The organism is Paenisporosarcina cavernae, from assembly GCF_003595195.1.
In the GTDB taxonomy this organism is placed as follows: Bacteria; Bacillota; Bacilli; order Bacillales_A; family Planococcaceae; genus Paenisporosarcina; species Paenisporosarcina cavernae.
Genome location: NZ_CP032418.1, coordinates 2,191,212 through 2,213,585, shown reverse-complemented (window position 1 = coordinate 2,213,585; position 22,374 = coordinate 2,191,212). Strand labels below are relative to the sequence as shown.

The following is a 22,374-nucleotide window of genomic DNA, read 5'->3' as shown; positions in this document are numbered from 1 at the left end:
CTTTTTTTACTTAATTAAAATTTTCCCCATATAAAGTTCATCATGAAGGGTATTGTCTATCAACATCGACTCTCTGCGTAATCCTTCTTGTTCAAAACCAGTGTGTTTGTAAAGAGCAATGGCTGCATCGTTGGTTGCTATCACAGTAAGCTCTAATCTATGGACACCTTGTGATGATGCAAATGATTCGGCGTGTTTGATTAAAGCGGTAGCAATTCCTTTTCGTTGGAATTCTTGCTTCACTCCTAAAAATAAGGACGCTCGATGCTTCGCACGCGGTGCACTATTTCCTAACAGAAGTAAGAAACCGGCATAGTTTCCATCGGAAATGGCAACAAACATTGCGGAATTTTCCATTTTACGCCATTCCATGATCCGTTTTCGCATCGCTTGTACGCTTAATTTTCGTTCGTCTTTTCCGTACAATAAAAAATCAGATTCGGCCTCGATTGTCATTTGCAACTCAATGATGGAACGGGCATCTTCCACATCAACTTGTCGGATGATGAGGATATGATGATCACTGGTCGAATCGGTTGTGACTGGCTTCGCTTCATTTACAAACGTGATTGTATTCCCTAAGTCTACTTTCTCTACCACATACCCCTGGTTCGTCCAAGCAACATAATGCAGCGCTGGAGGTTTTGTTTTTTTCCACCAACTGCTATTAAGATAGGCAGCGTTTGGGAGCTGTTGTCCCATTATATTCTCGATTTCCTGAAAACGTAAAGTGACGGACGGTAATGTACATTGGGAAAAATACATTTCTAATGGTAAGTATTTCTTATCCGCTTTCATTGCGTGATTAAACCTCGATTCTAAACTTTCAATTACTAAAGTAGTATAAATGTATTATACAATAATTTATTATACACTTCTTTCTACTCATTTAAAAGAGATTTAACCATTTCTTTCTACATAAATTACTTCCACCTATTTATCAATTAGTTGACAAACTAACTGCTGGTCCAAAGAACTCAAGGTGAATTTTTTCTTCTTCAACACCTAATTGAGCTAAGTGTTTTGTCATAATTTCTAAGAATGGAACAGGCCCACATAAATAGATGTCACTGTTTTTTAACATATTTTCTTCTATAAATTCTGGTGTAATGTAGCCATTTGGCTCGTCAGAGAATAACGTACAGTTCGTTGTATCATGGATGTTGCGCATATGATCTTTTATTTCCAAATCAAACGCTTGTGTTTGTTTGTTGCGAGTACCGTGTAAAAATGATACTGGGCGTGATGGTTGATGATTCGCAATATACCCAAGCATACTCATGAAAGGCGTGATTCCTACTCCTCCGCTTATAAAAGTCACTGGGGACATAGCTTCTGTATCTAATACGAAATCGCCTGCTGGGGCACTAATTTCGATCGTATCACCAGCTTGAACATGATCGTGCAAATACGTACTAACTGTTCCAAATGGTTCTCTGTCTGCTTCTTTTTTCACAGAGATACGGTAATAATTTTCGTTAGGTGCAGCTGAAAGACTGTATTGGCGATTTGCCGTGTATTCCTTACCTGGGATAGAAACTCGAACCGTAATGTATTGACCGGGTTGGAAAGGAGGTAATGTTGAACCATCAGCAGCTTCTAAATAGAAGGATGTAATTACACTACTTTCTCTCACTTTGCGAACGACTTTGAAGTCTTTAAAACCGTCCCATCCAGCCGGTTGTTCCGCAGCTTTTGTATACATTTCCTTTTCAACGGAAATGAAAACACTTGCAATGACACCGTAAGCTTGTTCCCATGCGGATAAAATTTCAGGAGTAGCAGCATCACCAAGCACTTCTTTGATTGCCCCAAGCAAATGTTCTCCAACGATTGGGTAGTGTTCCTCTTTAACTCCTAATGAACGGTGCTTATGAGCAATTTGCTTCACTGCAGGTAATAAAGCTTCCAATTGATCAATGTGAAGTGCTGCAGCATACACCGTATTTGCAAGCGCTGTTTGTTGACGTCCTTGCGACTGATTCGCGTGATTAAAAATATTTAATAGTTCTGGATGAGCGGAAAATAAATTCTTATAAAACACTTTCGTAATATCCGTACCATGTACAGCTAATACAGGAACAGTAGATTTAATAACGTCGATCGTTTGAGTAGATAACATTGTAAAACTTCCCTTCGTTTTGGATACCTTCACCTTACTCCCCTAATTTTCTTAAAGCAATATATAAAATACATCTTTAAAAAATCCGACACATTTCTTTCACGGAAAAGACATAATCGCTATAATGGACAAGTAGAAAGTAAGGTGACAAGATGCGTTTAACAATGTACTCCGACTTTTCATTGCGTGTACTGATGTACGTTGGCACAAAAGAGTCGGGAGAGCTATCCACGATTCGCGAAATATCCGAAGCGTATGGAATTTCTAAAAATCATTTAATGAAAGTAACGTATGATCTTGCGAAGCTAGGGTATATTCATTCCACACGTGGAAGAGGCGGCGGCATACGTTTAGCGATTCAACCGAAAGAAATTAATATTGGCAAACTAATTAGACAAACAGAAGATGATTTCTATTTAGTAGAATGTTTTGATTGTGCAAGAAACAAGTGCGTAATTACACCTGTGTGTTATTTAAAAGGGATACTTGCACAAGCATTGCGTGCCTATTTAGCTGTATTAGACGGATATACACTTGAGGATTTGTTGGAAAACAAAGCTGAACTCCGTTCTATATTAGTAGCACCCACAAACACGACCGATTCATCATTTGAAAATCAGGAGGAAGAATAACATGACTATTTTTGTAACAGGACATAAAAACCCGGATACCGATTCCATTTCGTCTGCCATTGTCTACGCTTATTTAAAACAACAACTAGGAATGGACGCACAAGCAATTCGTTTAGGGGAAGTACAAGATGAAACAGCATTCGCGCTTTCAACATTTGGTTTTGAAGCACCTCAATTCGTCGAGAAAGCTGGAGAAGCAGAATTAATCCTAGTCGATCACAACGAGTTCCAACAAAGTATCGATGGAATAGAAGATGCTCGCATCTTAGAAGTAGTCGATCATCACAGAGTAGCTAATTTTGAAACAGCTGATCCTTTATATATGCGTGTTGAACCTGTCGGATGTACCGCAACGATCTTACTGAAATTATTCAAAGAAAATAATGTCGAAATTCCAGCAAATATTGCTGGTCTGATGTTATCTGCGATTATTTCTGACTCGTTATTATTCAAATCTCCTACATGCACGGAACAAGATATTGCAGCTGCAAAAGAACTAGAAACAATTGCAGGCGTTTCTGCGCAAGAATATGGATTAGACATGTTAAAAGCAGGAGCTGATTTAAGTAAAAAAACGCTAGAAGAGTTGTTGACGCTCGATGCGAAAGAATTCGGGATGGGTGACTATAAAATAGAAATTGCTCAAGTGAATACTGTGGATGTAGAAGATGTCTTATCTCGTCAAGAAGAACTAGAAGCAGCAATTTATCGTAATATTGCAGAGAAAAACTTGGATTTGTTCTTCTTTGTGATTACAGACATTTTAAATAATGATTCCGTAGCAATTGCTTTAGGAAGTCAAGCGACTAAAGCAGAGAAAGCATTTGGAGTTAACTTTGAACAAAATAAGGCACTCCTTAAAGGAGTAGTTTCTCGAAAAAAACAAGTGGTTCCTGTATTAACGGAAGCATTAACGGAAGCGTAAATATGTGGAAAAGCTCTAGAATCTCTAGGGCTTTTTTATGTGGAACGGAACTCACGTGTAAAGTAGGATAAATGTTTTAGGAAACGTAAGTAGTTTGGGTAGTTAAAATAGATCGGGATTAAAAACTTGTATCTCTATTTAATAAAAGATACTAAGAGTCCATCTTCTGTTCCGTTACCACATTTTCATGCATGAGCATTTATCTTGAATTCGAGAGAATGCCATCCTATACTATTTTTTAGAGGTGAAAGTTATGAAAATTGAAATCTGGTCGGACTATGTTTGTCCGTTTTGTTATATAGGAAAAAGACGATTAGAACAAGCGATTGAAAAGAAAGGACTTCAAGATCACGTGGACGTTGTGTTCAAAAGCTATGAGTTGGATATGTCTGCGCCTGCAACATCGGAAGAAACAACATATGAATCACTTGCACGAAAATATCAAACGACTGTGGAAGCCGCAAAACAAATGACGGATGGAGTACGAGAGCAAGCGAAATCTGTTGGTCTCACCTATAATTTCGATGCTATTCGTCCGGCGAATACTCGTGATGCTCATCGTTTAGTGATGTGGGCACAAAAGAATGATCAAGCGAAAGAATTGAGCGAACGACTATTCCATGCTTATTTCATTGATGCTAGGGAAATCGGTCGTAGAGAAGTTTTGCTAGAGATCGTGAAAGAAGCAGGGCTAAACGTAGAAGAAGCGAAAGCAATGCTCGAAACGAAAGAAAACTTGGCGGCAGTTCGAGTGGAAATGCAAGAAGGAATCGAGTTGGGAGTTCGCGGAGTGCCATTTTTTGTGGTGAATGAAAAATACGCGATTTCTGGCGCACAACCAAACGATGTATTTGAAGAAATGTTAGAAAAAGTGGCGGCAGAAGAAGGTATTCAGCGCTCGAAGTTACAGCTTCTTGGCGACACGAATGCGAATGTCTGCTCAGATGACTCTTGTGATATCTAATAAATGAGTTGAAAACAATATACGAAGTGAGCAGATCACTGGAATTCTACACTGCTCACTTTTATACTGTAAGACGTCTTGAAATGAAGAAGTAAAAATTGTCGATAAATTAACCGAAATTGGAGTGTTTGAAATGAATGTTTTAGTTGTAAAAGCAAATAACCGTCCTTCAACAGAAGGAATTTCAAGTAAAATGTATGACGTATTTATGGAAGAAATTTCACAAGCGAAAGATGTAACAGTCAATACGTTTGATGTATTTAAAGAAGATATGCCGTATTTCGGCCAAGATTTCTTTACTGCAATGGGCAAGTCCGCACAAGCTGAGCCATTAAATGACGTGGAACAACGTATTCTTACTGCTTCGAACAAAGCAATGGACGCGTTTATGGAAGCCGATGTCGTAGTGTTTGCCTTCCCACTTTGGAATAAAACCATTCCAGCTGCTTTACAGACGTTTATTGACTATATTTATCGTGCTGGTGTGACATTTAGCTACAATGAGAATGGACCAATCGGATTAGTTCCCGATAAAAAGGCAATCATTTTAAATGCACGTGGAGGCGTCTACTCGACTCCGGAAATGGCACCGAGTGAAATGAGTGTCAACTATATTCGAATGATCATGAATTTCTTTGGAATAAAAGACGTGGAAGAAATTATCATTGAAGGTCATAACCAGTTCCCAGATCGCGCAGAAGAAATCATTGCAGAAGGAATGCGAAAAGTGCAAGAGTCTGCAGCGCGTCTTGCTACTGTTTCTGTATAAGCAAAGGATTACGACTTAGTGTTGTAGAGCGATTGGAATAATCTAAAAGTAAACTATGAAACGACAGGTAAACGTTTCTTGTATAAATTGAAAAGTAACTAGGATTCGAATTCCTAGTTACTTTTTTTGCGTTCAAATGATTTATAACGTGTCCCTTGAAATGTGAGTAATCCGATATCATCGTCAGCTAGCATACCGAATTCTTGGCCACTCAACTGTAGTTCCATTCGATCGCCACTTTGTACTTCGAACGTCACAAAGTAACGAGTACTCGCTGCAGAATCTCCTGTACCCCCTGAAGTTTTCGTCCGCTTTGTCACTACTTCAGCAGGAACAGTCAGGATTGGTGAGCGATTGTTTTTGGACCATTGAGAAATTCCTTTAATGATTGCAAAAAGAATGATTCCAAATACGACAAGGAAAAAGAGTGGAAAGATGATCGAAAATAAAGAGAAAACGTCAAATCCCCCACTACTGTATGGATCTCCGAATTGTTCAAATGGCATATAAATCCCCCCTATCTACTATTACGACATTTCGGTAAAATAGTTTCAATACATTTTTTGGGGGACGACATCGTGATTCGCTATCCAGCACCAGTAAAATTCGGAGATACAATTGGAGTTACTGCACCTTCATCAGGCGTGCCAGAATTTTTACATTCATTAATCCATCAAGCAGTTTCTCAACTAGAGACAAGAGGCTTTCTGGTAAAAATAGGGAAGACAACGTGGACACAAGAGAAAGCAGCTTCAGCACCGAAAGAACTACGTGCAAAAGAATTGAAGGAGATGTGGGAAAACCCATCTATACAAGCCATTATCCCCCCATGGGGAGGAGAAATTCTGCAAGAAATTTTACCACTAATTGATTTCACGGTACTTTCTCCTAAATGGCTCTTAGGTTATTCAGACGTGAGTACGCTGCTGTTTAGTGTAACGGTGAGAGCAGGTATTGCGACAGCTCATGGTACCAATCTAGTGGATTTACGTAGTGATGAATGGGATCCTACAACATCAAAATTTCTCGATGTTTTACAAATGAAAGTGGGTGAATCTCTTATTCAACACTCTTCGGAGAAGTTTCAATCTTCGTGGGATCATACACGTGAAGCAAAACCATATGTTTTTCATTTAACCGAAAAAACACAGTGGAAAACGATAGGCGATGTGCCGATAAGAGTAGAAGGGAGATTGTTAGGAGGTTGCCTCGATACTGTTTGTCATTTATGTGGGACACCGTATGGAGATATAGCTACTTTCCAACAGACATTTATCAAGAATGAACCTATCTTGTGGTACTTCGAAGTGGATGGTTTTAGTGCGACTGATTTTTATCGAACACTTTTACAATTGCAACAAGCCGGATGGTTTCAAAACACTAGTGGCATTTTGTTTGGAAGAACACCAGCTGCACAAGATGTGGAGGATTTTACCGCTGTGGATGCGATGGAGCGTTTACAGCAATCTTTAGATATTCCCATTGCCTATGATGGCGATTTCGGTCATATGCCCCCGCAATGGACACTTGTGAATGGTGCTTTTGCCACTGTAGAGGTAAAGGATTCGAAAGCCAGTCTGCGAATGGAATTTCGCCCATAATGGAAAATAGCATTGACTATTGGGCTAATTTGACTGAAAATACTATAGAAGCAAAGAATACTTATTTTGGAATATAATGACAGATAATTAGGTTATTTTGACGCAATTTGGTAGAAAGGAGTAGAGAGATGTCCAATCGTATTATCCAGGCATATCTATTAATGTCGCTTATTCTATGTATTGTAATTGTAGTGACGATCTGGAACTATCACTCTACGAAAGAATATGTACTTGAAACTGTTCAAAAGGAAACAGAAGAATTACTTTCCAGTTTCACCGATGAGACGAATAAATTTTCCAATGAACGAGTTGCCGAGTTAGAACTTATCGCAGATTATTTAGTATACATAAAGGACGATCAAGAAAAAATCAATTTTCTCGAACAACAGCGTATTAAGATGCCTTTCTTTACATCACTAGGTTTTGTCTATCCGGATGGAAAAGTGCTAGCTGCAGATGGTTCCGTCTTTCAAGTGAATCAGAGAGAATCCTTCGAGCGGGCGTTGCAAGGGGAAGTCGTGTATAGTGATTTGTTTCCGCTTTTCCAAGATCCTAGTCAACAAGTAACAGCTATTCGATTACCAATTCGAGATAACGGAGAAATAATTGGCGTATTATCAGGCGTGATCAACATGGGGAATATACTTGGGAAAATTGCGACGGAGTCTAATTTGCCAGGCACGCTTTATTTATACAAAGATGAGCAGTTAGTTATGTCGACGAAAGACGAATCGATAGAAGAAAAATTAGTCGATGCGGATTGGTTTATTAAACAAATGAATGAAAAGGATAGTGGCCAATTTTTAGTTGATGAAAACGCAGCGCATTATGTCATGTTCCAACGTGCTGGAGCGGACTGGACAGTTGTAGTGGACTCCTTTAGTAATGATCTAGAAGATCAAATTTCACATAACTTCTGGCGTAATACTGCAATTGTTGCGATTACTTTACTCTTCCTTATTGGCATTCTTCTATACATCCGAAGAAATGAAATACGGGAAGAAAATATGCTAAAAATCGATTTACTTACGAACCTACCAAATCGTGTGTTACTTGAAGAAACGCTAAAGAAACGACTCGACCCAGTGAAGTTTGAAAAATTCACGCTGTTCTTTATCAATATTGATCGATTTAAAGAAATTAATGAACGGAACGGCTACCAGCTTGGTGATCGGGTATTGTTTGAAATCAGTAAAAAAATTCAATCGATTGCTGCTAAGGACTGTGTATACCGAGTGGGAGGAGATGAATTTGTCATCCTCTTGGATTCACAAGATCGTGACGAGATGAAGCGATTATCCGATCAAATCGTTCACTTGATGGAAGAACCGATCGTTCTTTCTACATTTGAAAGTTTATGGGTGACGTTAAGCGTTGGAATCCGACTATCTGAACTTGGGGATTGGCCAGATCTAATCATGCAAGATGCTACATTTGCTGTGCAAGAAGCGAAGAAGCTAGGTGGAAATAGAGCAATCTTTTTCTCACAAGAATTAGCGAACCAAAATGAGAGGCATCGGTTAATTGCGAATAATGTTGTACACGCACTGAAAAATAATGAGTACTACATCGTATATCAGCCTATTTATGAACTGGATGCAAAACGAGTAACTAGCTATGAAGCGTTAATTCGTTGGGAATCTCCCTTAATCGGAACAATCGCACCGCTTGATTTCATCCCGTTGTTAGAACAAAATGATCTCATCATTCCAGTTGGAAAGTGGATTATGCAAGAAGTTGTGGGACAAATCGCTGAGTGGGATCGTCAAGGAAAGTCGGGCTTCCACGTAGCGGTGAATATTTCCGTGAAACAAATGATGCATCCTGATTTCATCCCAACGGTGAAAGAAGTTCTCACGGTGTCAGGTATTCAACCACAACGATTGATGTTCGAGATCACGGAATCTGTAGCAGTTCAAAATATTGAACTTGCGAAATTTGCATTGAGAGAATTAAATGAGCTCGGTGTCCAAACCGCTTTAGATGACTTTGGTACGGGGTATTCTTCTCTTTCGATTCTAAAAGAACTGCCGATTGATCATGTGAAAATTGATCGTTCGTTTATCGTGCGAATGGAAACAGAAGGCGATAAATCAGGTATCATTTTGCAAGGTGTTCTTGATATCGTGCGAAATCTCGGAATGACTACCGTAATGGAAGGTGTAGAAACGGAAGCCCAACTATCTGTGATGAAAGAAATGGGCGCACACAAAGTGCAAGGCTACCTGATTGGTCGTCCGATGATTGGTAAACTAGCGATTGATTTACAAGACGAAGAATTTCCGTTCGAATAAATAAAAGAATGTATCCGTTATGATGCCATGAATCCTGTATTCATGGCATTTTTCGTTTGAGAAAAGTGTTCCGCCAATAGAAAGCGTTATACCGCTGATAGAAGGATTAAGGAAATAAAATATGTAGAGCTATCCTATTTTTGAGAAGATACTATTATTCCGGCATACTAGCTGTTCACTCCTTTCATTTAGTACTATTACCTAGCGTATTAAACATAATAAACCCCTTACCTCGAAATGTGAGATAAGGGGTAATGTACATTATTGTGCTGGGTTCGCTTGAATTTCTAAGTTAAGTTTAATGTCTTCTCCGACTAATACTCCGCCAGTTTCTAACGTTTGGTTCCATGTTAAGCCGAAGTCTTTACGGTTGATTTTACCTTCTGCTGTAAAACCGACTACTTCTTGACCCCATGGGTTTGTTCCTTTTCCTTCGTATTCTGCATCGAATGTTACTGGTTTTGTGACATCCTTAATCGTTAAATCACCAGTGATGGTGTAATCAGAATCATTTTTCTTTGTGATGTCTGTTGCAACGAAAGACATTTTCGGGAATGCTTCTACATTGAAGAAGTCTTCTGAACGAAGGTGATTATCACGATCTTCGTTGTTTGTGTTAATACTAGCAACATCGATGTCAAATGCGATGGATGCACCTGTTAAATCGTTTTCGTTCGCTTCAACTTGTGCATCAAATTGATTAAAGTTTCCGCGTACTTTCGATACCATCATGTGTTTTACTGAAAATCCTAGTGTTGAGTGAGCTGGGTCTACGTTCCATTTTTTCATGTTCATTTCCTCCTAATGTGTGTTGGTTAACTTTTTTAATCGTAATGTAAAAGTATCTCGATGTCAATAGTCTTGAATTAAAATATCTTGAATTTAAGATAATAGTGTTAAAATTATTCTTCTAATAATTACCCCAAAAAATTTTTCTTAATCCTCTGAAGTAATAATTATGTTCGTGCCGTTCATATCTTTGAGACTTACAGTGTTTTTGTTCTGCATAAAAGGTACTTCTAACTCCCTAAAATGGTTGGCTAATCGTTCAAGCTCAGAGAGTGTACTTACAATCATGGAGTACTCGACAATTCCTGTACTGGATGGCAATGCAACCTTACGGTGTGACCCTTGCCAAACGTTGACAGCGATGTGATGGTGATAACCACCAGCTGATACAAATTCAGCAGAATTGGGTAATTGAATCATGGAATCCATTCCAAGTACTTCGAGAAAAAAGGTACGTGCCTCTTCTAAATTTACAGTTTGCAAATGTATATGTCCGATTACAGTATCGGATGGAAAGCCGTTCCATGGACGATTCTGATCGAGTGTGTCCATTATTGCCTGAAATTGAATAGGAGCATTTGCGACTGCTAAATCGCCGTTTTCTTGATATTCCCATTCTTCTCGCGAGCGGTCTCGGTAAATTTCAATCCCGTTTCCTTCCGGATCGTGTAAGTAGAATGCTTCTGAGAATAAATGATCCGCCGCACCATCTAATTGTATGCCGCTATTTAATAGATGATGAATGACGTAAGCTAAGTCTTCTCGAGAAGAGACAAGAAATGCGACATGATAGAGTCCTGCCATATGGCGTTCTCGTATCGTAGCATCTGGATCAGCTTGTAAAACGAGAAGTTTGTCACGACCATTGGCGGTAAATATGACCTCCGTCTCTGCCTCTGTTAATACATCAAAGCCAAAAGCGCGAACGTAAAAGTCCTTCATTGCCAAGAGCGATTGTACTCGTAGTGTCAGGTGGCCCATTCGGAGTTGAGGGTCTAATTGAAAGCTCATTATTATTAACTCCTTTCCTTAAAGTTACTTTTCGTAAGTAAATATACAATGGTAATTCAATTACGTCAAGTAATTAAGTTACTCTATTTTACGAAAGTAGGTTTTCGGTGTATACTACTTCTATAAAGAGGTGAGCGGAAATGAGCGAAGTCGAATTATGTCCAAGACTTTCGAAGGCGATGGATTTGATCGGTAAACGGTGGACTGGGTTGATCATTTATCAGTTGTTAGATGGACCTAAGCGATTCAGTGAGATGGAGTCGGCGCTCCCTGTTAGTGGTAGACTTTTGTCGGAACGGTTGAAGGAGCTCGAAAAAGAAGGTGTCGTGGCACGAAAAGTATATGAGGAGGCACCGGTGCGTGTGGAGTATACGTTGACGAGTAAGGGTGAGGGTCTAAAGGCCGCGATTGATGGAATTGAGCAGTGGTCCAAAGTATGGTTATCGTGAATGTTGCTTGTCAAACGATCGTAAACATCGCATACTATGAAAAGAATCGTGAAAGCTGAAAGGGTTTTTGTATGAATAAAGAGCGTTGGATACAAGATTTGGGAACGAAGCTTCCTCAGGATAGTATGATGATGGATGAGCCGCTACATTTGCATACGATGACGAGAATGGGCGGGATTGCCGATTTATATGTGGCTCCAAACACGGAAGAGGAAGCACAATTTGTGGTAAAGTACGCGCATGAGAATGACGTGACGCTTCTACTACTTGGAAATGGTTCCAATATGGTGGTGCGTGACGGTGGGGTGCGTGGCATTGTGTTGAATTTTTCAAAGTTAAACCGTGTGTATATTAACGATTTGCACGTTTATTGCGAAGCTGGAATTGACATTATTGACGTGTCAAAAGCTGCAGCGGTGGAATCGCTTACGGGTCTTGAGTTTGCATGTGGAATTCCAGGATCAATCGGTGGTGCAATGGCGATGAATGCTGGTGCATATGGCGGCGAGATTAAAGACATTATTTATCAGTGCACGGTGTTGACGCCCGAAGGGGAAAAACTTGTGTTAAATAAGGAGCAGCTAGAGCTCGAGTACCGTAAGAGCGCCATCACGAAATACGGTTATTACGTGTTATCGGCAGAATTTATGTTGGAAAAAGGCGAACAACTTGCGATTGATTCGAAGATTGCGGATTTAACGCATTTACGTGAATCGAAGCAACCACTCGAATATCCATCTGCAGGTAGTGTCTTCAAGCGACCTCCTGGTTATTTTGCGGGAAAACTGATACAAGATTGTGATCTGCAAGGCAAAGGCTATGGTGGAGCGGAAGTTTCCACGAAGCACGCAGGGTTTATTGTAAATAAAAATAATGCTACTGCAACGGATTACATCCAAACAATTGACATGGTACGAAGTACGGTCAAAGAAAAGTTTGGAGTAGAGTTAGAATTAGAAGTGAAAATTGTCGGAGAAAATCCGAATGCGTAAGAGTCCTGAAAAGGACTCTTTTTTTTGTGTGGAAATGGATTTCGGTAGAAGGAATGCGTGGTGCATTTATTAGACGGATACTAGTTGCGAGATATTCATTGGAATATATCAAATGGGATGGGATTTTAATACTTGAGTGGCGCTACGAGAGGTACAAGTAACTATAATCGGTGCGATTCGAGAAGAATTGGTGCGATTCGCGAAGAAACATTATATTGTCGAGAATTCTACATTGCAACACACTATTTTGTCGGCAAATAGAGGAATATTTCTCCAGTATAGCGAATTGCTAACGTATACAAGGGGGAATTTTGTGTGAGAAAGAAACGTCGAATAGGGAAGATTTTGTTATGGACGCTTGGTACTTTAGCTTTGCTAATCTTAGCAGTTGCTATTGGCTTGAACTGGTTCATAGGGAAGTCGAAGCCTCAGATATCAGGAGAGCTACATGTAGATATGTTGGAAGAAGAAGTAAGTGTGGAAAGAGATGAAAAAGGTGTTCCACACATTACGGCAAAAAGTGAGGCTGATTTATATCGCGCTCAAGGATTTGTGCAGGCACAGGATCGGTTATTCCAAATGGATTTAGCGCGAAGACAAGCGAGTGGAACGCTCTCGGAAGTAGTGGGAGATGCAGCGGTGTCGACGGATAAATTTTTCCGAACGTTCAGTTTGCGTGATGCGGCTGAAAAGTCTTGGGCTGGCTACGGATCGGAAGCGAAACAAGTGCTTGAGTGGTATGCCGAAGGGGTAAATGCGTATATTACGTATGCAAAGGAAGAAAATAAGTTATCATATGAGTTTTCATTGCTTGGATACGAACCTTCTGACTGGGATACGATTGATAGTTTAACGATTGGGAAATATATGGCGTATGATTTAGGCGGAAATTGGTCAAGTTTGGCGGTTCGTCATTGGGCGCTAGGAAACTTACCAGAAGCGAAGGCAAAAGAGCTGTTCATTACGTACCCAGAAGACAAACCGTCCATCATTCAAGCGAATTTGGACAACCAAGTGAAGGTGGCAAATGCCTTTGATGCGAGTTTGTTGCCGAATGAATTTAACGGAAGCAATAACTGGGTGGTGTCAGGAGAAAAAACGGCATCTGGCAAACCATTGTTAGCAGATGATCCGCATTTGGGATTAAGCACACCATCGATTTGGTATCAAATGCATTTATCTTCACCTGAACAGAATGTGAGTGGTGTAATCTTTGCAGGAGTTCCTGGGATTATTTTGGGACACAACGAGTCGATTGCATGGGGTGTAACGAATGTTGGCCCAGACGTGCAAGATTTATATATCGAAAAGCCAAATCCTTCGACTAAATACGAGTATGAGTATGACGGCAAATGGGAAAAAGCAGAGGTTAGAGACGAGCCGATTCGTGTAAAAGATGGCGACACGGTTGATTTTGAAGTGGTTGTCACACGCCATGGTCCGATCATATCGGATGTCATGTACGACAACACAGAGTCAGAGGCTGTCTTTTCGATGCAATGGACCGCGTTAGAACCAACATTGGAACTACAGGCGGTTTTGAATATGAATAAAGCAACAAATTGGGAGGAGTTTGAAACGGCGTTAGAGGATTTTCATGCTCCTGCACAGAACTTCGTCTTTGCTTCCACGGATGGAACGATTGCGTATAAAGCAAATGGTCGAATTCCAATTCGAAAGCAAGGAGATGCACAGCTACCAGTACCAGGAAATTCCTCCGACTATGGTTGGAAAGGATATGTTCCATACGATGAATTGCCGCGTGTAGTTAATCCGAAAGAAGGTTTCATCGCTACAGCTAATAATGAAGTAGTGGACGATTCGTATCCGTATCATATAACGGATTTTTGGGCGCAATCCTATCGGTATGAACGAATTTCGGAAGTGCTACAAGCTGGAGATTCTTTTAAGAAGGAAGATATGATGGCGCTTCAAATGGATACACAAGACTTACTTGCTCGAGAATTTGTGCAAGACATGGTAGCGACAGTTCGAAAAAGTGATCGTGCTGATCATCTGGAAAAGTATGTAACCATTTTAGATGATTGGGATCAAAATGACTCGAAAGATAGCGCGGCTCCACTTATCTTTCATCGCTGGATCAAGCAGCTTCCAATCACCTTGTTTGCTCCCGAGATGCCAGAAGATGTGTATGATTTATTACAAGGAAAAGGAAATATCACAGATCAAATGCTACGCGATGCATTTGCTGGAAATGAAGGCGAATGGGTAAAACAATACGGCGGTTTAGACAAATGGCTAGCTGACTCGCTGGAGGAATCCATGAAGAATGTTGCAGAAGAATTCGGTGAGGATCCTAAGGATTGGAAATGGGGAGAGTATCATCAACTCACCTTCGATCACCCTCTTGGAGGTGCTTCGCCTGTTTTAGGATACTTGTTGAATGCAAAATCAGTTCCGGTATCGGGATCCAATATTACCGTGATGGCTGCTGGGTTTGATGAAGACGGACGAGTCGACCATGGTGCTTCTTGGCGCTATGTGGTGGACTTAGCCGATACTTCTAAAGCTTACCATATTGTGGGACCTGGACAGAGTGGACACATCAAGTCCAAATGGTTCCATGATCAAGTGCAGGATTGGGCGAAAGGCGACTATCATGTAACGTCCATTGATGGGAATGAAACACAAGAGATGGAGAAGCTCCAATTACTCCCAGGACAATAAGAAAAACGCCAGGAAGGTGAGATGCTTCCTGGCATTTTTCATTATTTTTACGTGTAGCATCCATTCGATATTTCGCGCACGAATGCTTACATAGATTTCTTATTTTATTAATAAAACAGGAGCATGGACGCGTTTGGCCACTTTGTGACTCACACTGCCGAGCACCATTTCCTGTAATGTATTTAACCCTCTACTGCCAATGACCACAACGTCGTAGGATTCTTTGTTGGCATGCTCGACGATGACTGGTCCAGCCTCTCCGTGCAATAAGCGGATGTCGCACTGAACGCCTTTGTCAATAAAAAGAGACCGAATCGGTTCGATTTTACTTTTACGATCCTCGTGGAGGTCATCACTCGTCATTTGTTGTAGATGTGGTGCCAATGTTTTATCGTAGTCGAGAACATAGAGAAGTGTGACGTGACTCCCTTCTGTATGCTCAGCCAAATACACTGCATGTGTTGCAGCGCGTTTTGAGTGATCAGAACCATCTACTGCAACTAGTATTTTTTTATACATGATGCTACCTCCTTCTTCACTTATACATTCTATTCCCTATTTTCGTGAGAAATTCCTCTTTTCATTTCATAAAACCGTTTGCAAGATAGCGAAGAAACTATTAGATTTGAAGTGGAGGGGAAAAACATGAAGTTACAAGAATGGACAATGGAAGAGCAAGAGTTGCTTATCCATTTTATGACGACGAATAATTGGCCGTTTCATGGCAATTCAACACCTGCTCGTGAAATTATTGAGAAAACAATCGAAGAAGGTGGATATGAGTCAGATGAGGTGAAAACCTTTTGGCTCGAAGAGGATTCGCAAAAAGTTGGAATGGTAAAGTTATTCGATTTGCAAGATGATATCCCCGTATTTGACTTGCGAATCGCAGAGGCGTTCCGCGGGAAAGGATATGGTCCGCAAGCGCTGAAGTTAATCGCAACCTATGTGTTTTCATTGCCGGAAAATAAAATTCGAATCGAAGGACATACAAGGCAGGACAATTTTGCGATGCGAAAAACATTTGAACGGGCAGGTTTTGTGAAAGAAGCCCATTTGCGAAAATCTTGGTATTCCCCAAAAGAAGATAAATTATATGATTCGATCACATATGGGATGACGAGAGAAGATTTTCTTTCTGGAAAGACAACACCAGTAATTTGGAATGATGAAAATCCGTATGTAGTGGAAGTGCAAGAAGCGACATCCATACAGCCTGTTTTGATAAATAAAGAGCTCCATTCGAAACGATTGAGCATGCATTCTCCAAGAAGCGAAGATAGTAGAGACGTGTGGGAAAGTATTTCGACGTCTATAGAACAATTAAAACCATGGCTACGCTTTGCACAAGATCCGCCGACATTAGATCAAACGGAGAGAAATATTCGAGAAGCTGCAACGCTTTTTGAACAGCAGAAGCAGCTCCGTTTTCATTTGTTTGAAAAAGATTCTTCTACTTTTATAGGCACCGTCGATTTTTATGAAATCGATTGGGAAGTAAAAAAAATGTCGATTCACTACTGGTTAGATTATCGTTTTGAAGGCAAAGGATATATGACGGAAGCAGTCGACTTTTTAAGCCGCATTGCTTTTGAAGATTGGGGAATTCGCCGACTAGCACTGCGCTGTGAGACAGATAATGTCCGCAGTCGAGCGGTGGCAGAACGGTTAGGATTCACATTGGAAGGTATTTTACGCGGTGATGCCTTATCGGCAGATCGAACACACATCACAGATATGTGTATTTATGCTAAAATAAAAGAATAGAAAAAAGGGATGCCCGTTTTTCGGACATCCCTTTCCTTATAGCCGCTTCCTACCAGTTAGTAGGTTGAAAATAATCACGATGACAGCAATTACTAACAATAAATGGATTAAACCGCCACCAATTTTAAATACAAGTCCAAGTAACCATAAAACAACTAATACGACGATAACTAACCATAATAATCTGCCCACGTTGTTGCCTCCTTTCTGCTAGTGCTTTGATATTCAAAATGTACCCTATTGTTTTTTAAACAAAACATGTATGTAAAAAATAATAGAAAGAAGCGAGTTCTTTTGGAAAAACCTATTTTAGTAAATGTCATGGAAGAGATCGTTCGAAGCTTGGTCATGGTATTAATGCGCGGCTCTGAATATCAAATGATTTGTAAATGCCCGAAATGTGAAGCTGACATAATGGCGTTAACGTTAAATTCAGTTCCTAGCCATTACGTTACTTCTTCGTTTGGACGCGAAGCTGCGTATGAACAATTAAATACAAAAGAGAATTTAGAATGGATTAATAAACGAATCATCCGTGCGATCCATGTTGTGAGTAAATATCCGAAACATTAAGTGCTAGAAAGTAGGGAAATGAATGCCGACGCCAAGTATGGAAGATCATATTGAACAAATCTATTTATTAATAGATCAAAAAGGATATGCGAGAGTTTCTGACATTGCAGCTTCGTTAAATGTCTTACCTTCTTCTGTCACCAAAATGGTACAAAAATTAGATAAAGATGGTTATTTAGTGTACGAACGTTATAGAGGATTGATGTTAACGCCAAAAGGATTGAAGTTAGGAAAACGGTTAGTAAAACGTCATGACCTGCTCGAGCAATTTTTACGTTTAATTGGCGTGCATGAGGAAAAGATTTACGAAGATGTAGAAGGAATTGAACATCATTTAAGTTGGAATTCCATTGATCGCATTGCCGATTTAATCCAAGTGTTGGAGGAAAATCCGGAGTTTACACAAAAGCTAGAAGAGGTAAAAGAACGACAAGAAGAAAAGTAGAAAGTTGGAATCTACCATGTCAACAATTCAAGCAGGAGAAATAATCGAAGTTACGGTAAAAGAAAAGCAAACATCTAAATGGATGGTGCAAGCAAGTAGATGGGAGTTTTCGATTAATTTTTCAGAGGCGCCCGAAGATTTAGAGGTAGGGGACACATTATCTGTCTTCCTCTATATGGATCGTCGTGGGGAATTAGCCGCTACAACGTTACTACCTACCATTACAAAAGAGAAATATGGATGGGCTAAAGTCATTAAGAATATTGGAAAAGACGGCATAATGGTCGATGTTGGAACTTCTCGTGAAGTAGTTGTAAAAGGGGAAGATTTGCCTAAATTGATCGAGTTGTGGCCGCATCCAGGTGATGAACTATATATGTCTCTTCGCACGGATCGAAATGGTGATTTGTTCGGACGCCTTGTAACAGAAGATAAAGTGATGGAATCCTTTGTAGAAGCTCCAACGTCTGTATTTAATGAGAACTTAAAAGCACGTGCTTACCGATTACTACCAGTAGGTTCTTTTTTCCTGTCTCAACCGCAAGGATACCGAATTTTCGTTCATTATACAGAACAAAAAGCGGAGCCACGTTTAGGAGAAGAAGTAGAAATTCGAATTATTGGAGTAAAAGAAGATGGCTCACTGAATGGTTCGATGATGCCACGTAAGCAAGAGCGTTTAGGTGACGATGCAGAAACGATCTGGCGTTACTTGCAAGAAGTGGGAGGAAAGATGCCGTTTACCGACAAATCCTCTCCAGATGAGATTTTCGAGATGTTCCAATTAAGTAAAGCTGCGTTTAAACGCGCTTTAGGGAAATTGATGAAGGACGGAAAAATCATGCAACAAGATGGCTGGACGTTGATGAAATAAGGAGGAATTCTCTTGATTCAGAAGCAAGTAAAAATGGCGGCGATGATCGCATTATCTTTATTGGTTATTCCAACAAGTGCGTTCGCTAGTACCGGCTCATCTTCTAGTGAAGGTGTAAATGAAAAATTTGGACCACCGATCGTTGTATACGGTGCCGATTTATCTGACAGTGAAAAAGAAAGTGTCAAAAAAAGTTTAAGTGTCGAAGATGAAGCAGAAGTAAAAGAAATTGAAGTAGATGGAGACGATTTAGTTACCTATATTCAAGACGGAGATGCTTCTGCTAATATGTATTCCTCTGCCAAAATTACGCGCAAGGACGAAGGGAAAGGACTTGTGATTGATATTGTGACGGAAGAAAATATCACACAAGTAACTTCTGAAATGTATGCCAATGCTATGCTTACAGCAGGGATTGAAAATGCGGTAGTTGAGGTAGCGGCACCGAAAAAAGTGACTGGACATTCTGCACTTGTCGGAATTTATAAAGCATACGAGGTTTCAGGTGAAAAACTAGATCCTGAACGCACCGATGTTGCAAACGATGAACTTTCTGTTGCCACTATTTTGGCGAATGAAGCCGGGATTGACGAAGCAAAAGTAAGTGAACTTCTAACGGAGATTAAGAAAGATATTGCCGAGAAAAATCCAGCTTCCAAAGAAGAAGTGGAAAAAATCGTCACAGATCAATTAGATCGGTTACAAATTGAGTTAAGTCCAGAAGATCGTCAATTACTGATTGATTTAATGGATCGTATTCGTCAACTAGACATCGATTTCAGTAAATGGTCTGATCAGCTTTCGGACTTATCGTCCACAATTGATGGGATTATCGGTGATATTGCAGATAATGAAGGTTTCTGGCAAAAAGTAAAAGATTTCTTTCAATCCTTAGCAGATTCATTGAAATCATTGTTCAAATAAGGGAAATAGAGCATCGCAACTATTGTTGCGGTGTTTTTCTATGGAGTTAGAAAAGTGTAGGAAGAGCGTTGAGTCTAATTATTGGAGGATAGGATAAAGGCAGTTTCGTTATTCCCATATTAGTAAAGAAAGTAGGGTTTACATTTTTTTAGAAAGTATCTAAGTAGAATTTACATGAATTCAATTTTCTTCATCTTAAGTAAATGCAAAAGGGGCATTACTTGAGGGGATAGTAAAAAAATGGTATGATTTAAATATCTCGAATTCAAGATATTTTAGAGCGGAGGTCACGTAATGAGACTAGAAGGTATTCATCACGTATCAGGAATTACGGCAAGTGCGGAGAAAAACCATGATTTTTTTACGAGAATATTAGGAATGCGTTTAGTGAAAAAAACGGTGAACCAAGATAATCCTTCTTCCTATCATCTTTTTTATGCAGATGCATTAGGAACGCCTGGAACGGATATGACGTATTTTGATATACCACATGCTGGTCGCACCTATCCTGGAGTATCTAGTATTAGCAACACTGGATTCCGTGTGAAAAGTAACGAGGCACTTCATTTCTGGGCAAAACGATTTGATCAATTAGGTGTTACGCACAATGCAATTGAAGAACGGTTTGGTAGAAGCACGCTGTATTTTGAAGATGAAGAAGGTTCTAGACTAATGCTAGTGGTGGATAATGGAGAGGGAATCCCGTATGGTACAGCATGGGAAACGGAAGATATACCAGCAGAATTTGCAATCGTCGGCTTAGGTCCTGTTACACTAACAGTCCGTCATCTAGTGCCTACAGAAAGAGTATTAACGTCTATTTTAAAATTTGAAAAAGTCGGCACGTATGAAAGCGGAGTTAGTGAAAATTCCGGAAAAATTCATGTATTTTCAACTGGAGAAGGTGGACCGGCAGGGGAAGTACACGTTGAAGTTCGACCCGATTTGCCTCCAGAGCGTCCTGGTAGAGGAAGTGTGCATCATGTGGCATTTCGCGTCAAAACAATGGAAGAATACGACAAATGGTTAGAGCTGCTTGAAAAAGAAGGGTTTGAAACATCCGGAAAAGTAGACCGCTATTATTTTAAATCGATTTATTTCCGTGAGCCTAACGGAATTTTATATGAGCTCGCAACGGATGAACCAGGCTTTTCCAGTGACGAACCTTTGGAATCGCTAGGAGAAAGATTAGCATTACCTCCGTTTTTAGAACCAAAACGAGCAGAGATTGAAAAAGTGCTTCGTCCTTTAACTTTGGATGGGAAGTAATGTATGATGAAAAAAAGGAGCGTGAATGGAATGGAATTTACGTTTGAAGAAAAAGGACAAGATGTATTTGCATATGTTTATGAGAAAGATGGCCAAACACTTGGGGAAATCACGTGGACCCAGTTAGGCGATATCATGGTAATGGATCATACATTTGTATCTCCATCTTTACGTGGTCAAGGCGTTGCCAAACAATTATTAGATGAGGCAGCAACGTATGCAAAAGAAAATGGCTATAAAATGGAAGCGGTTTGCTCTTATGTAGTCACGGCATTTAATCGATACAACGAATATGATGATCTAAAAGCATAAAAATAAAGGCAATCCCTACTGAGTTAGTAGATGGATTGCCTTTTAATATGGAACAAATATGTTCATGTAATGGTCTCCTTACATCATAGTGAAAATAAACAAAATACCAGTCATTACAGATGCTCCAAACATTGTATAGAAGAAATCTCCTTGGCTGAATACTACCTCTTTGTTTTTCATATCCTCATCTGCTCCTCTCGAATTGTTGTTACTCATAAAATACCCATCCTCTCATCTTTTAAACATGTTTAATAAAATTTTATGAAGGGAAGTATGAGAATATGATGAAAGAATAGGAGAGATTTTTATGGTAAATAGGACAGGTGAAGTAGCTTTAAGTGTCATCGCAACAATTTTAAACATGCTTGTACTCGGGTTGCTTCTATTGGGAGTATTAGGAACGCAGTCTATGAACGTGGATGAGTTCAATCAGGAAATGTCTGCACAACTTCAGACGGCTGACCCAACCTTATCTGAAGCGGAAATTCAACAAGGACTTGAATTATTCGGAAATGTATTTGGAGTAGTTGGATGGGTATTAATTGTATTGCTAGCTATTAGTATTATTTTAAGTCTTTTAGGAATTGCCAAAGCGACAAAAAATCGTAGCCCGAAATCAGCAGGATTTTTATTCATTTTAGCAGGTCTTTTTTCAGGTATCATTCTTCTCGCACCAATTTTGTTATATATTGCAGCCATTATGTGTTTTGTAAGAAAAGCGCGTGTAGAGGATCAGTACTATGACACGTATTCCCGAGAACGAGTCGTCGAAGAACCAGTGTATCGCAAAGATGAACGTTATATGGATGACACTGTTACTCGTAGAGAAGAATATGTAGAGCCAACACGCAACGAAGAAACACCTCCACTTCGAAATGAAAGTGGATTGTATAACGATGGCGTGAATGAAGAAAACACTACTGTGAATCGTGACGAGTATCGAAAATAAATCGAATATAACAACGAAAGAACCT

At 39.8% G+C, this 22,374-nt stretch carries 25 protein-coding genes; 17 read left to right on the top strand and 8 right to left on the bottom strand.

Features of this window, described 5'->3' with window-relative positions; genetic code table 11:
• Window positions 1-6: 6 nt before the first annotated feature.
• Both D3873_RS11410 and hmpA read right to left on the bottom strand, forming a co-directional pair.
• Window positions 7-765, bottom strand: coding sequence for a GNAT family N-acetyltransferase (locus tag D3873_RS11410; protein ID WP_420799005.1), 759 nt, complete (start codon window positions 763-765; stop codon window positions 7-9).
• A gap of 175 nt (window positions 766-940) precedes the next feature.
• Complete coding sequence (gene hmpA, locus D3873_RS11405) at window positions 941-2,122, bottom strand: NO-inducible flavohemoprotein (RefSeq protein WP_119884548.1); 1,182 nt, start codon at window positions 2,120-2,122, stop codon at window positions 941-943.
• A 152-nt stretch (window positions 2,123-2,274) separates the two neighbouring features.
• Here hmpA and D3873_RS11400 point away from each other — a divergent pair, with 152 nt between their 5' ends.
• From D3873_RS11400 to D3873_RS11385, 4 genes are all read left to right on the top strand, one after another.
• Complete coding sequence (locus tag D3873_RS11400; RefSeq protein ID WP_119884124.1) at window positions 2,275-2,754, top strand: RrF2 family transcriptional regulator; 480 nt, start codon at window positions 2,275-2,277, stop codon at window positions 2,752-2,754.
• Window position 2,755: 1 nt separating this feature from the next.
• Entirely contained in the window at window positions 2,756-3,679 is a 924-nt protein-coding gene (locus D3873_RS11395) for a manganese-dependent inorganic pyrophosphatase (protein ID WP_119884123.1), read from the top strand.
• 253 nt (window positions 3,680-3,932) lie between these two features.
• Window positions 3,933-4,643: a DsbA family oxidoreductase gene (locus D3873_RS11390; protein WP_119884122.1), complete on the top strand. Its 711-nt coding sequence runs from the start codon at window positions 3,933-3,935 to the stop codon at window positions 4,641-4,643.
• A 133-nt stretch (window positions 4,644-4,776) separates the two neighbouring features.
• Window positions 4,777-5,412 carry an FMN-dependent NADH-azoreductase gene (locus tag D3873_RS11385; protein WP_119884121.1) on the top strand — a complete coding sequence of 212 codons (636 nt, stop codon included), beginning with the start codon at window positions 4,777-4,779 and terminating at the stop codon, window positions 5,410-5,412.
• A gap of 113 nt (window positions 5,413-5,525) precedes the next feature.
• Here the strand turns inward: D3873_RS11385 and D3873_RS11380 are convergent, their stop codons facing one another.
• On the bottom strand, window positions 5,526-5,918 hold the full coding sequence (locus D3873_RS11380; RefSeq protein WP_119884120.1) for a DUF2500 domain-containing protein: 393 nt from the start codon (window positions 5,916-5,918) through the stop codon (window positions 5,526-5,528).
• A 72-nt stretch (window positions 5,919-5,990) separates the two neighbouring features.
• On the opposite strand from D3873_RS11380, the gene D3873_RS11375 reads away from it, so the two are divergent.
• Together D3873_RS11375 and D3873_RS11370 are read left to right on the top strand one after the other, a co-directional pair.
• Window positions 5,991-7,013, top strand: a complete 1,023-nt coding sequence (locus D3873_RS11375) for a S66 family peptidase (protein WP_119884119.1) — start codon at window positions 5,991-5,993, stop codon at window positions 7,011-7,013.
• Between the two features lie 128 nt (window positions 7,014-7,141).
• Complete coding sequence (locus D3873_RS11370; protein ID WP_119884118.1) at window positions 7,142-9,307, top strand: bifunctional diguanylate cyclase/phosphodiesterase; 2,166 nt, start codon at window positions 7,142-7,144, stop codon at window positions 9,305-9,307.
• Between the two features lie 261 nt (window positions 9,308-9,568).
• Here D3873_RS11370 and D3873_RS11365 read toward each other — a convergent pair whose 3' ends face one another.
• Complete coding sequence (locus D3873_RS11365; protein ID WP_119884117.1) at window positions 9,569-10,096, bottom strand: YceI family protein; 528 nt, start codon at window positions 10,094-10,096, stop codon at window positions 9,569-9,571.
• Between the two features lie 147 nt (window positions 10,097-10,243).
• A complete protein-coding gene (locus D3873_RS11360) occupies window positions 10,244-11,107 on the bottom strand; it encodes a VOC family protein (RefSeq protein WP_119884116.1) in 864 nt (287 codons plus the stop codon).
• 140 nt (window positions 11,108-11,247) lie between these two features.
• Here D3873_RS11360 and D3873_RS11355 point away from each other — a divergent pair, with 140 nt between their 5' ends.
• The 3 genes from D3873_RS11355 to D3873_RS11345 all read left to right on the top strand — a co-directional run bounded on the left by D3873_RS11355 (window position 11,248) and on the right by D3873_RS11345 (window position 15,236).
• Window positions 11,248-11,556 (top strand): winged helix-turn-helix transcriptional regulator, encoded by a 309-nt coding sequence (locus D3873_RS11355; RefSeq protein ID WP_119884115.1) that lies wholly within the window; start codon window positions 11,248-11,250, stop codon window positions 11,554-11,556.
• A 71-nt stretch (window positions 11,557-11,627) separates the two neighbouring features.
• Complete coding sequence (murB, locus tag D3873_RS11350; RefSeq protein ID WP_119884114.1) at window positions 11,628-12,548, top strand: UDP-N-acetylmuramate dehydrogenase; 921 nt, start codon at window positions 11,628-11,630, stop codon at window positions 12,546-12,548.
• 315 nt (window positions 12,549-12,863) lie between these two features.
• Window positions 12,864-15,236, top strand: a complete 2,373-nt coding sequence (locus D3873_RS11345; RefSeq protein ID WP_119884113.1) for a penicillin acylase family protein — start codon at window positions 12,864-12,866, stop codon at window positions 15,234-15,236.
• 99 nt (window positions 15,237-15,335) lie between these two features.
• On the opposite strand, the gene D3873_RS11340 is transcribed toward D3873_RS11345, so the two are convergent.
• Window positions 15,336-15,755 (bottom strand): universal stress protein, encoded by a 420-nt coding sequence (locus D3873_RS11340; protein ID WP_119884112.1) that lies wholly within the window; start codon window positions 15,753-15,755, stop codon window positions 15,336-15,338.
• Between the two features lie 126 nt (window positions 15,756-15,881).
• Between D3873_RS11340 and D3873_RS11335 the strand changes: the two genes are divergently transcribed.
• Window positions 15,882-17,003 (top strand): GNAT family N-acetyltransferase, encoded by a 1,122-nt coding sequence (locus D3873_RS11335; protein ID WP_119884111.1) that lies wholly within the window; start codon window positions 15,882-15,884, stop codon window positions 17,001-17,003.
• 36 nt (window positions 17,004-17,039) lie between these two features.
• On the opposite strand, the gene D3873_RS11330 is transcribed toward D3873_RS11335, so the two are convergent.
• Complete coding sequence (locus D3873_RS11330) at window positions 17,040-17,195, bottom strand: lmo0937 family membrane protein (protein WP_119884110.1); 156 nt, start codon at window positions 17,193-17,195, stop codon at window positions 17,040-17,042.
• Window positions 17,196-17,297: 102 nt separating this feature from the next.
• Here D3873_RS11330 and D3873_RS11325 point away from each other — a divergent pair, with 102 nt between their 5' ends.
• The 6 genes from D3873_RS11325 to D3873_RS11300 all read left to right on the top strand — a co-directional run bounded on the left by D3873_RS11325 (window position 17,298) and on the right by D3873_RS11300 (window position 21,400).
• Complete coding sequence (locus D3873_RS11325; protein ID WP_238473779.1) at window positions 17,298-17,576, top strand: late competence development ComFB family protein; 279 nt, start codon at window positions 17,298-17,300, stop codon at window positions 17,574-17,576.
• 22 nt (window positions 17,577-17,598) lie between these two features.
• On the top strand, window positions 17,599-18,021 hold the full coding sequence (gene mntR / locus D3873_RS11320; RefSeq protein WP_119884109.1) for a transcriptional regulator MntR: 423 nt from the start codon (window positions 17,599-17,601) through the stop codon (window positions 18,019-18,021).
• Between the two features lie 16 nt (window positions 18,022-18,037).
• A complete protein-coding gene (locus D3873_RS11315) occupies window positions 18,038-18,895 on the top strand; it encodes a CvfB family protein (RefSeq protein WP_119884108.1) in 858 nt (285 codons plus the stop codon).
• A gap of 42 nt (window positions 18,896-18,937) precedes the next feature.
• A complete protein-coding gene (locus tag D3873_RS11310) occupies window positions 18,938-19,819 on the top strand; it encodes a DUF1002 domain-containing protein (protein WP_420799004.1) in 882 nt (293 codons plus the stop codon).
• Window positions 19,820-20,113: 294 nt separating this feature from the next.
• Window positions 20,114-21,088: a ring-cleaving dioxygenase gene (locus D3873_RS11305; protein WP_119884107.1), complete on the top strand. Its 975-nt coding sequence runs from the start codon at window positions 20,114-20,116 to the stop codon at window positions 21,086-21,088.
• A gap of 30 nt (window positions 21,089-21,118) precedes the next feature.
• Window positions 21,119-21,400: a GNAT family N-acetyltransferase gene (locus D3873_RS11300; RefSeq protein WP_119884106.1), complete on the top strand. Its 282-nt coding sequence runs from the start codon at window positions 21,119-21,121 to the stop codon at window positions 21,398-21,400.
• A 78-nt stretch (window positions 21,401-21,478) separates the two neighbouring features.
• On the opposite strand, the gene D3873_RS13470 is transcribed toward D3873_RS11300, so the two are convergent.
• Window positions 21,479-21,616, bottom strand: a complete 138-nt coding sequence (locus tag D3873_RS13470) for a hypothetical protein (RefSeq protein WP_162920089.1) — start codon at window positions 21,614-21,616, stop codon at window positions 21,479-21,481.
• 91 nt (window positions 21,617-21,707) lie between these two features.
• Between D3873_RS13470 and D3873_RS11295 the strand changes: the two genes are divergently transcribed.
• Window positions 21,708-22,349, top strand: a complete 642-nt coding sequence (locus D3873_RS11295) for a DUF4064 domain-containing protein (RefSeq protein ID WP_119884105.1) — start codon at window positions 21,708-21,710, stop codon at window positions 22,347-22,349.
• Window positions 22,350-22,374 lie beyond the last annotated feature (25 nt).

Excerpts from the sequence above, each read along its gene's own strand:
- D3873_RS11370 (WP_119884118.1), top strand. The coding sequence starts at position 7,142 with ATGTCCAATCGTATTATCCAGGCATATCTATTAATGTCGCTTATTCTA.
- D3873_RS11355 (WP_119884115.1), top strand. The coding sequence starts at position 11,248 with ATGAGCGAAGTCGAATTATGTCCAAGACTTTCGAAGGCGATGGATTTG.
- D3873_RS11340 (WP_119884112.1), bottom strand. The coding sequence starts at position 15,755 with ATGTATAAAAAAATACTAGTTGCAGTAGATGGTTCTGATCACTCAAAA.
- D3873_RS11410 (WP_420799005.1), bottom strand. The coding sequence starts at position 765 with ATGTATTTTTCCCAATGTACATTACCGTCCGTCACTTTACGTTTTCAG.
- D3873_RS11360 (WP_119884116.1), bottom strand. The coding sequence starts at position 11,107 with ATGAGCTTTCAATTAGACCCTCAACTCCGAATGGGCCACCTGACACTA.
- D3873_RS11305 (WP_119884107.1), top strand. The coding sequence starts at position 20,114 with ATGAGACTAGAAGGTATTCATCACGTATCAGGAATTACGGCAAGTGCG.
- D3873_RS11300 (WP_119884106.1), top strand. The coding sequence starts at position 21,119 with ATGGAATTTACGTTTGAAGAAAAAGGACAAGATGTATTTGCATATGTT.
- D3873_RS11390 (WP_119884122.1), top strand. The coding sequence starts at position 3,933 with ATGAAAATTGAAATCTGGTCGGACTATGTTTGTCCGTTTTGTTATATA.
- D3873_RS11395 (WP_119884123.1), top strand. The coding sequence starts at position 2,756 with ATGACTATTTTTGTAACAGGACATAAAAACCCGGATACCGATTCCATT.
- mntR (WP_119884109.1), top strand. The coding sequence starts at position 17,599 with ATGCCGACGCCAAGTATGGAAGATCATATTGAACAAATCTATTTATTA.
- D3873_RS13470 (WP_162920089.1), bottom strand. The coding sequence starts at position 21,616 with ATGAGTAACAACAATTCGAGAGGAGCAGATGAGGATATGAAAAACAAA.
- hmpA (WP_119884548.1), bottom strand. The coding sequence starts at position 2,122 with ATGTTATCTACTCAAACGATCGACGTTATTAAATCTACTGTTCCTGTA.
- D3873_RS11385 (WP_119884121.1), top strand. The coding sequence starts at position 4,777 with ATGAATGTTTTAGTTGTAAAAGCAAATAACCGTCCTTCAACAGAAGGA.
- murB (WP_119884114.1), top strand. The coding sequence starts at position 11,628 with ATGAATAAAGAGCGTTGGATACAAGATTTGGGAACGAAGCTTCCTCAG.
- D3873_RS11310 (WP_420799004.1), top strand. The coding sequence starts at position 18,938 with ATGATCGCATTATCTTTATTGGTTATTCCAACAAGTGCGTTCGCTAGT.
- D3873_RS11380 (WP_119884120.1), bottom strand. The coding sequence starts at position 5,918 with ATGCCATTTGAACAATTCGGAGATCCATACAGTAGTGGGGGATTTGAC.
- D3873_RS11315 (WP_119884108.1), top strand. The coding sequence starts at position 18,038 with ATGTCAACAATTCAAGCAGGAGAAATAATCGAAGTTACGGTAAAAGAA.
- D3873_RS11295 (WP_119884105.1), top strand. The coding sequence starts at position 21,708 with ATGGTAAATAGGACAGGTGAAGTAGCTTTAAGTGTCATCGCAACAATT.
- D3873_RS11365 (WP_119884117.1), bottom strand. The coding sequence starts at position 10,096 with ATGAAAAAATGGAACGTAGACCCAGCTCACTCAACACTAGGATTTTCA.
- D3873_RS11400 (WP_119884124.1), top strand. The coding sequence starts at position 2,275 with ATGCGTTTAACAATGTACTCCGACTTTTCATTGCGTGTACTGATGTAC.
- D3873_RS11335 (WP_119884111.1), top strand. The coding sequence starts at position 15,882 with ATGAAGTTACAAGAATGGACAATGGAAGAGCAAGAGTTGCTTATCCAT.